13 protein-coding genes are annotated in these 12,927 nt (G+C 72.0%); 11 read left to right on the top strand and 2 right to left on the bottom strand.

The genetic code is table 11. The annotated features are described in order from the left end of the window. Positions 1–10 precede the first annotated feature (10 nt). Positions 11–994 (bottom strand): tryptophan--tRNA ligase, encoded by a 984-nt coding sequence (gene trpS / locus OXG55_12960; protein ID MCY4104147.1) that lies wholly within the window; start codon positions 992–994, stop codon positions 11–13. 137 nt (positions 995–1,131) lie between these two features. On the opposite strand from trpS, the gene OXG55_12955 reads away from it, so the two are divergent. The 8 genes from OXG55_12955 to OXG55_12920 all read left to right on the top strand — a co-directional run bounded on the left by OXG55_12955 (position 1,132) and on the right by OXG55_12920 (position 7,658). Further along, the gene (locus OXG55_12955; protein MCY4104146.1) at positions 1,132–1,902 is read left to right on the top strand and encodes a ScpA family protein; all 771 of its coding nucleotides are present in this window, start codon (positions 1,132–1,134) and stop codon (positions 1,900–1,902) included. Continuing rightward, positions 1,902–2,564: an SMC-Scp complex subunit ScpB gene (scpB, locus tag OXG55_12950; GenBank protein ID MCY4104145.1), complete on the top strand. Its 663-nt coding sequence runs from the start codon at positions 1,902–1,904 to the stop codon at positions 2,562–2,564. The genes OXG55_12955 and scpB overlap by 1 nt, the downstream gene beginning before the upstream one ends. After that, positions 2,561–3,316, top strand: a complete 756-nt coding sequence (locus OXG55_12945; GenBank protein ID MCY4104144.1) for a pseudouridine synthase — start codon at positions 2,561–2,563, stop codon at positions 3,314–3,316. Before scpB ends, OXG55_12945 begins: the two co-directional genes overlap by 4 nt. A 52-nt stretch (positions 3,317–3,368) precedes the next feature. Further along, entirely contained in the window at positions 3,369–3,740 is a 372-nt protein-coding gene (gene aroH / locus OXG55_12940) for a chorismate mutase (protein MCY4104143.1), read from the top strand. 6 nt (positions 3,741–3,746) lie between these two features. Then, positions 3,747–4,832: a prephenate dehydrogenase/arogenate dehydrogenase family protein gene (locus tag OXG55_12935; protein ID MCY4104142.1), complete on the top strand. Its 1,086-nt coding sequence runs from the start codon at positions 3,747–3,749 to the stop codon at positions 4,830–4,832. 2 nt (positions 4,833–4,834) lie between these two features. Further along, entirely contained in the window at positions 4,835–6,130 is a 1,296-nt protein-coding gene (aroA, locus tag OXG55_12930; GenBank protein ID MCY4104141.1) for a 3-phosphoshikimate 1-carboxyvinyltransferase, read from the top strand. Then, entirely contained in the window at positions 6,115–6,780 is a 666-nt protein-coding gene (cmk, locus tag OXG55_12925) for a (d)CMP kinase (GenBank protein MCY4104140.1), read from the top strand. Before aroA ends, cmk begins: the two co-directional genes overlap by 16 nt. A gap of 113 nt (positions 6,781–6,893) precedes the next feature. Further along, the gene (locus tag OXG55_12920) at positions 6,894–7,658 is read left to right on the top strand and encodes a lysophospholipid acyltransferase family protein (protein ID MCY4104139.1); all 765 of its coding nucleotides are present in this window, start codon (positions 6,894–6,896) and stop codon (positions 7,656–7,658) included. 41 nt (positions 7,659–7,699) lie between these two features. Here OXG55_12920 and ispH read toward each other — a convergent pair whose 3' ends face one another. Next, positions 7,700–8,719, bottom strand: coding sequence for a 4-hydroxy-3-methylbut-2-enyl diphosphate reductase (gene ispH / locus OXG55_12915; GenBank protein ID MCY4104138.1), 1,020 nt, complete (start codon positions 8,717–8,719; stop codon positions 7,700–7,702). Between the two features lie 192 nt (positions 8,720–8,911). Here ispH and OXG55_12910 point away from each other — a divergent pair, with 192 nt between their 5' ends. Genes OXG55_12910 through OXG55_12900 form a run of 3 tightly spaced genes read left to right on the top strand, consistent with a single transcriptional unit; the run spans position 8,912 to position 12,899 of the window. After that, the gene (locus OXG55_12910; GenBank protein MCY4104137.1) at positions 8,912–10,321 is read left to right on the top strand and encodes a DUF512 domain-containing protein; all 1,410 of its coding nucleotides are present in this window, start codon (positions 8,912–8,914) and stop codon (positions 10,319–10,321) included. Beyond that, positions 10,311–11,699 (top strand): ribosome biogenesis GTPase Der, encoded by a 1,389-nt coding sequence (der, locus tag OXG55_12905; protein MCY4104136.1) that lies wholly within the window; start codon positions 10,311–10,313, stop codon positions 11,697–11,699. The genes OXG55_12910 and der overlap by 11 nt, the downstream gene beginning before the upstream one ends. A gap of 57 nt (positions 11,700–11,756) precedes the next feature. Beyond that, a complete protein-coding gene (locus tag OXG55_12900; GenBank protein MCY4104135.1) occupies positions 11,757–12,899 on the top strand; it encodes a PP2C family protein-serine/threonine phosphatase in 1,143 nt (380 codons plus the stop codon). The last annotated feature ends 28 nt before the right edge of the window (positions 12,900–12,927 follow it).

Genomic DNA, 12,927 nt, shown 5'->3' with positions numbered 1-12,927 from the left:
GGCCGCGGGTTCAGCGGCGGGGGAGGAACCCCATCGCCTCCCGCACGCGGCCCATGGTGGCCGCGGCGATCCCACCGGCGGTCTCGGCCCCGGCCGCCAGCGCCGCCCGGGTCTCGCCGGGGTCGGCGCTCAGTTCGGCGAAACGCTGCTGGATGGGCGCCAGCAACGCCACCACCGCCTCGGCGCAGTCGTTCTTCAACCGGCCGTAGCGGTCGTAGCCGGCGGCGACCTCCTGCGGGCTGCGTGCCGTGGCTGCCCCCAGGATCTCCAGCAGGTTCGACACGCCCGGCTTGGCCTCCCGGTCGAAGCGCACCTCCGCCTCGCTGTCGGTGACCGCCCTGCGGATCTTGCGGCGCACGGTATCGGGCTCGTCCAGCAGCCAGATGGTGCCGGGCGCCTCGCCGGCGGACTTCGACATCTTGCGGGTGGGCTCCTGCAGGTCCATCACGCGGGCGCCTGCCGGCGGGATGCGGTGCTCGGGCACCACCAGCACCTCGCCGTAGCGGGCGTTGAAGCGCTGGGCGATGTCGCGGGTCAACTCGATGTGCTGGCGCTGGTCGTCGCCCACCGGCACCACGTCGGTGTCGTACAGCACGATGTCGGCGGCCTGCAGCACCGGGTAGGTGAACAGTCCCGCGCACACGAAGTCCATGTCGGCCGACTTGTCCTTGAACTGGTGCATGCGGCGCAGCTCGCCGAAGCCGGCGGTGCACTCCAGCACCCAGGCCAGTTGCGTGTGCTCGGGCACGTGACTCTGCACGAACAGCACGCAGATGTCCGGGTCGAGGCCGGCGGCCATCAGCATCTGCGCCAGGCGCAGCGTGGCCGCCGGCAACTCGGCGGGGTCCTGGGGCACGGTCACGGCGTGCAGGTCCACGATGGGGTGGAACGACTCGTGGGTGTGCTGGTCGGCCACCCAGTTCTGCAGGGCACCCAGCAGGTTGCCGAGATGGACGTCACCGCTGGGCTGGATGCCGGAGAGGACGCGCTGCACGCCGGGAAGGCTAACCCCGCCGCCGGGTTCCGTGGCCTGAGGGGCTCATGCGTCATACCGCCGGAGGACCGGATCAGCGGGATCGGCGACCGGGTTCGGTCCCCTGCCCGCAGAGGCCCGCCATCTAGAATCCGAGCATGGCTGTGATGGTGCGCACCGCGCAGTTCGAAGGGCCCCTCGAGTTGTTGATGCACCTCGTCCTGCGCCACGAGATCGACGTCTGCGACATCCCGCTGGCGCCCCTCGTGCGGGACTTTCTCGACGAGGTGGCCCGCATGGAGGCCCTCGACCTTCCCTCCGCCAGCGAGTTCCTGCTGACGGCCTCCACCCTCGTGGACCTCAAGAGCCGCAAGCTGCTCCCCGAGCCCGCCACCGACGGCATCAACGAGGAGGCCGACCTGCTCGATGGCCGCGACCGGCTGCTGGCGCGCATGCTGGAATGCGAGACGTTCCGGCGGGCCGGCGCCGCCCTGCAGCGCTTGGCGGACGTGGCGGCGCTGTCTTCGCCGCGCACCGTGGGACCCGAGGCGCGCTACCTCAACCTGCTGCCGGACCTGCTCGCCGACGTGGAGCCCTCCGATGTGGCGACCGCCTGCGTCCGGGCGATGCAGGCAACCGAGCCGCCCGCCGTGGACTTGTCGCACATGGCCGCCGACACGCTGCAGGTGAGCGACGTGGTCGCCGACCTGGCGATGCGGTTGCCCTCGCACCGCCGCACCACCTTCGGCGAGTTGACCCAGGCGCTGCCCGGGCGCCGCGAGGTGGTGGTCCACTTCCTGGCGCTGCTGGAGCTCTTCAAGCAGAACAGGGTGGAACTCCACCAGGACGGCCCCTTGGGGCGAATCGTGGTGGAGTGGCGCGAGCAGGCGGCGATGCCCGCCCCGCGAGTGCTCGAAACCGTGACCTGATGGACGCCGAGCGCCGCCGGGCGCTGGAGGCGGTGCTGATGGTCACCACCGAGCCGGTCCCGCCGCAACTCTTGGCGCAACTGCTGGAGATCTCGGTGGCCGGTGTGGAGGACGCCCTCGCCGACCTGGCCGAGTCGTGTGCGGAACGTGGCTTCGTGCTGGAGCGGGTGGCCGGCGGCTACCGGTTCGCCAGCCACCCCGACTGCGCCCCGTACGTGGAGCGTTTCGTGCTGGCCCGCGAGCCGACCCGGCTGTCGGGCGCGGCCCTGGAGACGCTCGGCATCATCGCCTACAAGCAGCCCGTCTCGCGGGCGCAGATCGCCGCCGTTCGCGGGGTGAACGTGGACGGTGTCGTGCGCACGCTGCAGCGGCGGGGCCTCGCCACCGAGGTGGCTCGCGACCCCGGGCCCGGCAACGCGGTGCTCTTCGGGACCACCGGACTGTTCCTGGAGAGCCTGGGGCTGGACTCGCTGGCCGACCTGCCGCCACTGGGCGACTTCGTGCCCGATGCCGCGGTCACCGAAGCGCTCGACGCCACACTGCGCGGCGGCGAGCGGCCCCGGCACATCCGGTCGCCGGAGGATGCGGCGGAGCAGCCCGGAAAGGAGCCGGCGGGGGGCGAGCCGGGGGAGGAGCAGCCGGCGCCCGACCGCCCGGCGTGAGCGACGCCGCGCCGGGTGGCAGCGGCGAGCGGCTGCAGAAGGTGCTGGCAGCGGCGGGGGTCGCCAGTCGCCGCCACGTCGAGGAGATGATCCGGGCGGGGCGGATCCGCGTCAACGGCCGGATGGCCCGGATCGGCCAACGTGTGCGGGCCGACGTCGATGTCGTCGAAGTGGACGGCGCGGTGATCGCCCTGCGCAGCGACCTGGTGAACTACCTGCTGAACAAGCCCGTCGGCGTGGTGAGTACCGCCTCGGATCCTCAGGGGCGCCCGACGGTGCTGGACGGACTGCCCGCTGAACCGCGCGTCTACCCGGTGGGTCGCCTGGACATGGACAGCGAGGGGCTGCTGCTGCTGACCAACGACGGGGATCTGGCGCGGCGGGTCATACACCCCTCGACGGGATGCGAGAAGGAGTACCTCGTGGCCGTGGAGGGCCGCGTCAGTGCCGGTGCGCTGCGCGCCCTGCGCAGCGGGGTGGAACTCTCCGACGGCCTCACCGCGCCGGCGCGGGTCTCCAGCCCGCAGCGGGGGCTTCTGCGCATCGTCCTGACCGAGGGCCGCAACCGCCAGGTGCGCCGCATGTGCGGTGCCGTGGGGCTCACGGTGACGCGCCTGGTCCGCACCCGTATCGGCCCGTTGCGCGACCCGCAACTGGGGCCCGGCGAGTGGCGGGAACTCACACGGACCGAGTTGCGTGCCCTGGAGTCCTCGCTCGTCGGTCCGGCGCCGGGAGATGGGCCGCCGAGGTGAATCCGCGGCCACCTGCGAGCCCGCGCCGGCGCGTTCAGTAGAATTCACCGCCGTGCCTCGCCATCTGCGAGCTCTGCGAGGAGCGGTCGCCATCACGGAGGACACACCCGAAGAGGTGGCCTCGCAGGTCGAAGCGCTGCTGCGCGAGGCCTTCGCCCGCAACGGCGTTGCCAACGAGGATCTCGTCAGCATCTTCTTCACCGCCACCGACGACATCCACTCGGCGTTTCCCGCGCAGGCGGCGCGTGAGCGGCTGGGGCTGGCCGACGTGCCGCTGCTGTGCGCCCGGGAACTGCACGTGGAGGGTGCCCTCCCCGGCGTGATCCGGACGCTGATCCACTTCTACACCGATCGGGAGCGCCACGAGGTGCAGCACGTCTACCTGGGGTCGGCGACCTCACTGCGCCCCGACCTGGACGTCTGAGCACGCATGGGCCTGGGAGCGGCCGCCGCCGACACCGGCAGCGTCCAGATTCACGGGATCGGCCTCATCGGGGGATCCATCGGCCTGGGGCTGCGCGCCGCGGGCTGGTGGGTGACGGGTTCGGACATCGACGAACTGCGGGCGCGCCAGGCGCTGCGCCTCGGAGCGGTGAACGAGGTCGGACACAACCCGCACGCCGATGTGACCTTCGTGGCCACGCCGGCCGCGGCGATACCCGGGCTGGCCCGGGAGGCCCTCGAGTCCGGCAACGGCGTCGTAACAGACGTGGGCAGCGTGAAGGGACCGATCTGCGAGGCCGTGGAGCATCCGCGGTTCGTGGGCGGACACCCCATGGCCGGCAGTGAGCAGGTGGGCATCGCCGGCGCCCGGCCCGACATGTTCGGCGGCGCCGTGTGGGTGCTGACCCCGGGGGTGGCGACCCTGGACGAGACCTATGCAGCGGTGCGCGCCGTGGTGGCCGAGTTGGGCGCCGAAGCTGTCACCATGTCGCCGGACCTGCACGACATGCTGGTATCGGTGGTGTCGCATGTGCCGCACCTCACCGCCGCCACCCTGATGTGCCTGGCCGATGAACGGACCGCCGAGCGGGCCGTCCTGCAGCGTCTCGCCGCCGGCGGCTTCCGTGACATGACCCGGGTGGCTGCCGGCGGTTCCGACATCTGGCTGGACATCTGCGACGCCAACCGCCTCGCCATCTGCGCTTCGCTGGAACGCCTCATCGACGCGCTGGGGGAGATGCGCGACGTGGTCGAGCGCGGCGACCGCGAGACGCTTCGCACGTTGCTGGAGCGGGCCCGCGTCGCACGAGTCAACCTGCCCTCGGGGATCCCCGCCGACGTCGAGCTGGCCGTTCTGCGGGTGCCCGTGAAGGACCGGCCGGGCGAGGTCGCCCGCATCGCCACGCTCGCCACCGAGGTCGACGTGAACATCTACGACCTGGAGATCGCCCACTCGACCGAGGGTGACCGGGGTGTGCTCATCATGGTGGTGGCCGCCGACCTGGCCGAGCGGTTGCAGACCGCCCTGGCAGCTGACGGGTATCCCTCCTCGGTGCGGCACCTGGGTTTCTGAGCGTGGGCCCGGTAGGCCTCAGCGGCGACGGCGACGTTCTGGCCGTGCGGGCCGGCGGACCGCTGCGGGGCGAGCTGCGTGTGCCGGGGGACAAGTCCATCTCGCACCGGGCGCTGCTGATGGCCGCCCTCGCCGACGGCGTCTCGTCGATCGCCGGGCTCTCCGACGGCGCCGACGTGGGCGCCACCGCCGCGGCGGTGCGGGATCTGGGGGTGGCCGTGGAATCCTCGGGCGACGTCCTGTCGGTGCACGGCGGGGAGATGCGGGAGCCACGGCGCCCGATCGACGTCGGGAATTCCGGGACCTCGATCCGCCTGCTGTCGGGCATCGCAGCCGGTTGCCCGTTCACGACCGTCTTGGGCGGCGACGCCTCGGTGAACCGGCGACCCATGGATCGGGTGACCGAACCGCTGCGGCTCATGGGCGCCGAGGTGACCGGCGCCGACGGCGGGCGGCGGGCGCCGCTGCGCATCACCGGCGGCGGGCTGCGCGGCATCAACTGGCAGCCGCCGGTCGCCAGCGCCCAAGTGAAGGGGGCCGTGCTGTTGGCCGGGCTGTTCGCCGACGGTGAGACGGTCGTGCGCGAGCCCGTCGCGACCCGTGCCCACACCGAGGAGATGCTGGCGGCGTTCGGCGCCGATGTGCGCGTCGCCGGCGGCGAGGTGGCCGTGCGGGCCTCGCGGCCGGAGCCGTTCGACCTCGCCGTGCCCGGCGACCCCTCGGCGGCCGCGTTCTGGATGGTGGGCGCGGCGCTGGTGCCCGGCAGCGAGATCACCGTGCGCGACGTGTACCGGGGGCAGGGCCGCGACGGCTACCTGCGGGTGCTTCAGCGCATGGGCGCCGACCTCTCGGCGGTACCTGCCGGCGACCGGCGGGTGCACCTGACGTGCCGGTCCGGTCCCCTGCGGGGGGTGACCGTGGCGGCGGCAGAGGTGCCCGATCTGATCGACGAGATCCCCGTCCTGGCGGTCGCGGCGGCCGTCGCCGACGGGCCGAGTTGCTTCGAAGGAGCCGGCGAGCTGCGCCACAAGGAGAGCGACCGGCTGCGCAGCGTGCTGGCGGGTCTGGCGGCGCTCGGTGCGCCCGCCGAGGTGGATGGCGACATGCTGCTCGTGCACGGCGGGGCGCAACTGCGGGCCGGTCGCGTCGACGCAGCCGGCGATCACCGCATCGCCATGGCGTTCTGCATCGGGGCACTCGCCGCCGCCGGCGAGGAGACGATCATTTCGGGCTGGCGCTCGGTGGCCACCAGCTACCCCGGATTCGTCGAGGACCTGGCGAGGTGCCGGGCGTCGTGAACCGGCCGGTCCGAGTGGCGATCGACGGTCCCGGCGGGGCGGGCAAGACGTCGGTGGCGCGGGCCGTGGCCGACGCCCTGGGGGTGGAGTGTCTCGACACCGGCGCCATGTACCGGGCGGTGGCGGCAGCGGTGCTGCGGCGGGGTGTGGACCCCGCCGCCGGCGAGGCGGTGGCGGCGGTGGCCCGCGAGGTGGTGGACCGCATCGAGATCGCGGGCAGTGCGGCGCGCCTCGGGGGGCGCGACGTCAGCGAGGAGATCAGAGGCACGGCGGTGACCGAGTCGGTCAGCACCGTGGCCGCCAACCCGGCAGTGCGCGCCGTCATGGTGGCCCGCCAGCAGGCCTGGGCCGCAGCCCGTGCCGGCTGCGTCATGGAGGGGCGCGATATCACCACCGTGGTGCTGCCCGAGGCCGACGTGCGGGTCTACCTGTACGCCGACGCAGCCGTGCGGGCGCGGCGGAGATCGGGGGAGTCCGGCGCCAGCGAGGCGGCCGTGCAGGCAGCGCTCCGCGAGCGCGATCATCGGGACAGCACGCGCGCCTACGCACCGTTGCAACTCGCCGAGGGGGTTCGCGAGATCGACACGACAGACCGCTCCGTCGGAGAGGTCGTCACCGAGATCATGGGCATGATCGAGTCGATCCCATGAACCCGTCCCGTCCCGCCCCAGCCCCGTCATTCCGGCGGAAAGCCTGCCCTGGACTCGATCCAGGGCCGGAGTCCATCCCGGGGCGACACATCTCATCGAGGAGGAGGTAAGCAGTGAGCACTGGCGCGGAGAAGCCGTTCGTGCCGGTCCCGTCGGACGACCCGCGCCACGGGGGGATTGCGTTCGGCAAGAAGCCGTCGGTGTGGGGAAACCTGCTGTACTACTTCTTCAGGTTCGCCCTGATCGTGTTCGGCAGGACCTACCTGCGGATGCGCCGGCGCAACCACCGGCGGATGCCCGATGGGCCGGTGATCCTGGCGCCGGCCGGCCACCGGTCGAACCTGGACACGCCTCTCATCGGGGCGGTGGCGCCCCGGCGGCTCAACTACATGGCCAAGAGCTCGCTGTTCAAGAGCCCCTCGTGGACATGGATGCTGACCGCCATCGGCGGATTCCCGACCGAGCGGGACCGCGTGGACCGCCGGGCGCTGCGCTGCGCCCGGGAGGTGCTGCGCCGGGGCGAGCCCCTCGTGGTCTTCCCCGAGGGCGAGCGCAAGTCCGGACCGCGGGTGCAGCCGCTGTTCGACGGCCCTGTGTGGCTGTCGGTCATGACCGGGGCGCCGATCCTGCCGGTGGGCATCGGCGGATCGGAGCACGCCATGCCCAAGGGGGCGCTGCTGCCGCGCTTCGTGAGGGTTCGCTTCATCTTCGGTGAGCCGATACCGCCGCCGGCACCCGCCGAGGGAAGGCGCACGGTCACCGCAGCCCAGCGAGCCGAGGCCAGCGCCGAACTGCGGGCGATCCTCCAGCAACTCTTCGACGAGGCCCAAGTCTGGGCCGGCACGCCGAACCCGCCTCACCAGCCGGACGACGACTGACGTCCGGCCCTGCGGTCCGGCGCGTGCCGGTCCGGCGGGGGTCAGTGGAGGACTGAGCTGGCCTCTACGAGTCGGTCGGCGCCGATGCCGTCGGGTGGTTCGGCGCCGAGGCTGGCGGCTGCGAAACCGGTGATGACGCCCAGCAGTTCACGCAGTTGGCGGGGAGGCGGGAAGTACTCGTCCTCCGTCGTGACGCTGATCTCCTCGGTGCCGTGGCGAGGCGCCAGTCGCTCGAGCACCTCGTTGACCAACTCCTCGGGGGCCGACGCGCCGGCGGTGAGCCCGACGGTGCCGCCGAGATCGTCGGGCAACTCCGCGGCGCGGTTGACGCGCAGCACACGGGGACATCCCATGTCGTTGGCCACGCGTTCGAGCGCCAGCGTGTTGGAGGAGTTGGCCGAACCCACGATGACGAAGGCGTCGCAGCGCTCAGCGATGGCGGCGAGGGCGGCCTGACGATTCGTGGTGGCGAAGCAGAGGTCGCTGCGCCCGGGCGTCCACATGTCGGGGAAGCGCTCCCGTGCGGCGTCGGCCACCTCGGCCCAGTCCCGGTGGCTGAGGGTGGTCTGGGCCAGCAGGGCGACCGGCTCGGCGAAGTCCTCCAACGCGGCCACGTCCTCGACGGACTCCACGCGGTGGATCGCCTCGGGCGCCACCGCCATCGTCCCCACGGCCTCCTCGTGTCCCTCGTGGCCGACGTACACGATGCGGTAACCCTTGCCGGCGCGCACCCGCACCTCGTGGTGCACCTTGGTCACCAGCGGGCAGACCGAATCCACCACGTAGCCGCCGCGCTCGTAGGCCGCGGCCTGGACCTCGGGAGCTGACCCGTGGGCGCTCAGCATCAGCGGGGCACCCGGTGGAACCTCCGCGATGTCGTCCACGAAGATCACCCCGAGCGCCTCGAACTGCTTCACGACCAGCTTGTTGTGGACGATCTCGTGGTAGCAGTAGACCGGCGGCTCGAAGGCGCTGACCATGACAGCCAGAGCCTTGATGGCCATCTCCACACCCGCGCAGAAGCCGCGCGGTGAAGCCAGCAGGACCTTCTCCACAGCCATCGGCCCAAGGCTACCCGCGGCAGCCGACGCGTTGCCCTGACGTCTTCTGCCCGGACCCCCTGATGCTCTGGATTCCGGCCTTCGCCGGAATGACGGGGAGGGGCGTTGGAATGAACGAGGAGGGGCCCACCGAGCCGGATGGCGGTGGTTGGGCGGTCAAGGCCCCACGGGGTGCGGCGGTAGGATTCTGCGATGGCCCGCCCCCGTGTCGTCGCTCTGGAACCGTCGGGCCCGGCGGCGCTGGCGGGGCTGGCCGTCGGCGACGAGCTGGTCTCGTTGAACGGCACCTCGCCCCGTGACGTGCTGGAGTACCGCAGCCTCACCGATGAACCTCTCGTTGAAGTCGAGGTTGATCGCGGCGGCCTGCAGTTCAGCGTGGAGATCGACAAGGCGGCCGGAGCCCCGCTGGGTCTGGAGGTCCACTCGGCTCTGTTCGACCAGGTACGCACCTGTGACAACCACTGCGAGTTCTGCTTCATCTACCAGCTTCCGGCCGGCATGCGCACCAGCCTGTACCTGAAGGACGACGACTACCGGCTGTCGTTCCTGTACGGGAACTTCACGACGCTCACCCGCTTCACCGAGGCCGACTTCGAGCGGGTCCTCACCGAGGGGCTCTCACCGCTGTTCGTGAGCATCCACGCCACCGACGGTGAGCTGCGGGCCGAGATGCTGCGCAACCGCCGGGGGGCCACCAGCCTTCGCTGGCTGCGGCTGCTGCTCGCTGCCGGCGTGGAGGTGTACGGGCAGGTGGTGGTGTGTCCGGGGGTCAACGACGGCGCCTGGCTGGAGGACACCTTCTGCGGCGTGCTGGAGTCCTACGCCGAGTTGCGCGGCCTGTGCGTCGTGCCCCTCGGGGTGAGCCGCCACGCCCCGACCGGAAGGCTGCGCCCCCACACCGTCGCCGAGGCCGAAGCGGTGCTCGACGCCACCGAGGCCTGGCAGGACGTCTTCCGGTCGGTGCTGGGGCGCCGCATGGTGTTCGCGGCCGACGAGTACTACCTGCTGGCGGAGCGCCGGCTGCCACCGGCGGAGCACTACGAGGGCTTCGAGATGCACGAGGACGGCATCGGCATCGCCCGCAATTTCACCGAGGAGTTCGCCGGGCGCGCCGGCGAGCCCACCGGGGTCCAGTCCGGCTTCTTCGCCTGGGTGGACGGGGCACCGGCGGCCGGCTACCGGGCGCCGCGCCGCGGCTGCGACGGGACGTCCGCAGAGTCGGGCGGTGACGGGGCGGGGCGGCAGGCGACCGCCACAGCGGTGGCGTTGCGGCGCCGGGGGGCCACGGCGGTGCTGACCGGCGAGTTGGGGGCGGCGGTGCTGGGGCCGATGCTGGCCTCCTCCGGCTACGACGACGTGCGGCTGCTCACCGTGGAGAACCGCTTCTTCGGGGGCAACATCGGCGTCACCGGGCTGATGGTGGGCGCCGATGTGGCCCGAGTGCTGGCGGAGCAGCCGCCCGACGGCCGCTACCTGCTGCCCGATGTCTGCCTCTCGAACGGGCTTTTCCTGGACGGGCTCTCGATCGCCGACCTGCCCCGGGCGGTGGAGATCACCGAGACCGACGGCATCGCCTTGCGGAGCGCGCTGGATGCCCGATGAACCCGCCACCGCAGTCGAGACCGGCGCCGCCGGCGACGGGGCGCGCTCGGCCCTGCCGACGGTGGCGGTGGTGGGACGCCCCAACGTCGGCAAGTCCACGCTGGTGAACCGGATCATCGGCAGGCGCGACGCCATCGTGGAGGAGCGTCCCGGGGTGACCCGCGACCGCAAGGAATGGACCGCGACGTGGCTGGGGCGGCCGTTCGTGGTGGTGGACACCGGCGGTTGGCAGCCCGAGGGCGGCGGCGAAACGGCCGCCCTGGATCGCAAAGTGTCCGCCCAGAGCGCCCGGGCCATGCTCGAGGCAGACGTGGCCGTCCTGGTGACCGACGTGACCACCGGCGTGACCGACCCCGACCTGGCCACCGCGCAACTGCTGTGGCAGCGCAGCGGGTCGGTGCTGGTGGCGGTCAACAAGGTGGACGACGAGGGTCGAGAGCCTCTCATCTGGGAGTTCGTGACGCTCGGTCTGGGCGACCCCCACCCCATCAGCGCGCTGCACGGGCGCGGCTGCGCCGACCTGCTCGACACTGTCGTGGCGGGCCTGCCAGATACCCCCGGCGCCGCCACCGAAGGCGGCGATCAGAGGGCCGGCGCGCCCACTGACGACACCACCGCCGTGTCGGTGGCGATCGTGGGGCGACCCAATGTCGGGAAGTCCACGCTGTTCAACCGCCTCGCCGGCGAGGAGCGCTCGGTGACCCACGACATGCCCGGCACCACCCGCGACTCCGTGGACACGCTGGTGCAGACACCGCTGGGGCAGCTGCGCCTCGTCGACACGGCCGGCCTGCGGCGTCGCAGCCGTATCGACGAGGACACCGAGTACTACGCCATGCTGCGCGCCCTGCGGTCCGTGGACAGGGCTGACGTGGTGCTGCTGATGGTCGACGCCACTCAGGGGGTGACCCATCAGGACCAGCGTCTCGCCGAGCGGATCGACGGCGCCGGCTGCCCCATCCTGCTGCTGCTGAACAAGTGGGACCTGCTCGAGGAGAGCCAGCGGCGTGCGATCCGCGAGCAGGTGAGCGACCGGCTGGGGTTCCTCAGCGGTTCGCCGACGCTCGGCGTCTCCGCCCACACCGGGCGGGGCGTGAACCGCATCCTGGAGAACCTCGGCGGCACCGTGGAGCAGTACCGGCGGCGCATCCCCACCCGGGCCGTGAACCGGGCGATTCGCGAGGCGCAGGCTGCGCACGCCGCGCCCGGCGGCGCCCGCGTGCTGTACGCCGTCCAGGGGGCGACCGATCCGCCCACCTTCATCCTCTTCGTGAACCGGCGCTTGCCGCCCACCTACCTGCGCTACCTGCAGCGGCGGCTCGCCGAGGCGTTCGACCTGGGCTCGGTGCCGGTCAAGTTCCACGTGCGATTCCGCTGAGCACGCTCAGCCGGCGGGGAACGGCCCGGTGACAGGCGGCGAGTAGATTCGGGGTCCGTGCAGGAGATCATCCTCGGCATCACCGCGGCGCTCTGCTTCGTGGCCAGCTTCAGCTGGGGACGCATCGCCCGCTACCGGTGGCGCTTCTACCAGCAGGTCCGCGTGGCCATGGCGAGCCGCCGCGAGGCCGAGGGGTCCGAGGACTCCACCGAGCCCGACGGTGCCGCCGACCAGGAGGAGACCCACGCCGCGGAGGCCCTGGCGCGGTCCGGCTTCCTGCGGGACCTGCACGCCGCCTCGCTGTATCTCCTGCTGGCGATCATCGCGATATTCCTGGTCACCACCGACACCGAGTTCTGGACCGTGCTCATGCTGGTCGTCGGGGTGCCGGCGGCACTGACCATGATGTGGGGGCGCAAGTCGGGCAGCGAGTTCCGCATGGCCCGGGAGCGTTTCGACATCGAGCGCCGCGCCCAGGAGGCGCTGGCGCAGGAGGAACTGGCGCCACGGGCCTGGGCGGGCCGGCTCGCCCCGGAGGATCTGGCCAGCTTCGAGGGGTTCGCCGTCGGGCAGGTCTACCTGGCGGGTTCGGGCCTCATGGCGGGCGACTTCTTCGACGTGTTCGAGGTCACGCCGGGCCGCCTGGCTGCGGTCATCGGCGACGTGGCCGGCAAGGGGATCGAGTCCTCCATCACGGCCTTCCAGGCGAAGTACCTCATGCGGGTGTTCCTGCGGCAGTTCCGCGACCCCGCCCAGGCCGTGGAGGAGCTCAACCGGCAGATTTTCAACGTCGAACGCAGCGAGGAGTTCATCTCCCTGGTCGTAATCGTCTTCGACACGGGCGCCGGGACGCTGCGCTACGCCTCCGCCGGGCACCCCACGGCGTGGCTCTGGCACCAGCGCGAGGTGCTGCCGCTCAGCGCCACCGGACCGTTGCTCATGCTGGAGCAGTCCAGCGGCTACTTCAGCCGCGAGATCCCCCTGATGCGGGGCGACATGGCGGTCCTCTACACCGATGGCCTCATTGAGGCGCGCCGAGGCGACGATCAATTCGGGGAGGAGGCCGTGGCGATGCTGTTGCGCCACGAGCCGCTGCTGGATCCCAGCGAGCTGTGCCGGCACCTGCTGGAGGCGGCCCGCGACTTCAGCGACACCCCCCTCGGCGACGACGTGGCCATCCTGGCCGTCCGCCGCACTTAGAGCCGCCCGAGCGCCGCCCGTGCCCTGG

The sequence above is a fragment of the bacterium genome (assembly GCA_026708055.1).
GTDB lineage: Bacteria > Actinomycetota > Acidimicrobiia > Acidimicrobiales > CATQHL01 > VXNF01.
The sequence above is the reverse complement of the archived record's forward strand: the minus strand, read 5'-3'. Positions and strand labels throughout refer to the sequence as shown.

Bases quoted from the DNA above. Each gene is read 5' to 3' on its own strand.
- OXG55_12955 (MCY4104146.1), top strand. From the start codon at position 1,132: ATGGCTGTGATGGTGCGCACCGCGCAGTTCGAAGGGCCCCTCGAGTTG.
- scpB (MCY4104145.1), top strand. From the start codon at position 1,902: ATGGACGCCGAGCGCCGCCGGGCGCTGGAGGCGGTGCTGATGGTCACC.
- OXG55_12935 (MCY4104142.1), top strand. From the start codon at position 3,747: ATGGGCCTGGGAGCGGCCGCCGCCGACACCGGCAGCGTCCAGATTCAC.
- ispH (MCY4104138.1), bottom strand. From the start codon at position 8,719: ATGGCTGTGGAGAAGGTCCTGCTGGCTTCACCGCGCGGCTTCTGCGCG.
- OXG55_12910 (MCY4104137.1), top strand. From the start codon at position 8,912: ATGGCCCGCCCCCGTGTCGTCGCTCTGGAACCGTCGGGCCCGGCGGCG.
- der (MCY4104136.1), top strand. From the start codon at position 10,311: ATGCCCGATGAACCCGCCACCGCAGTCGAGACCGGCGCCGCCGGCGAC.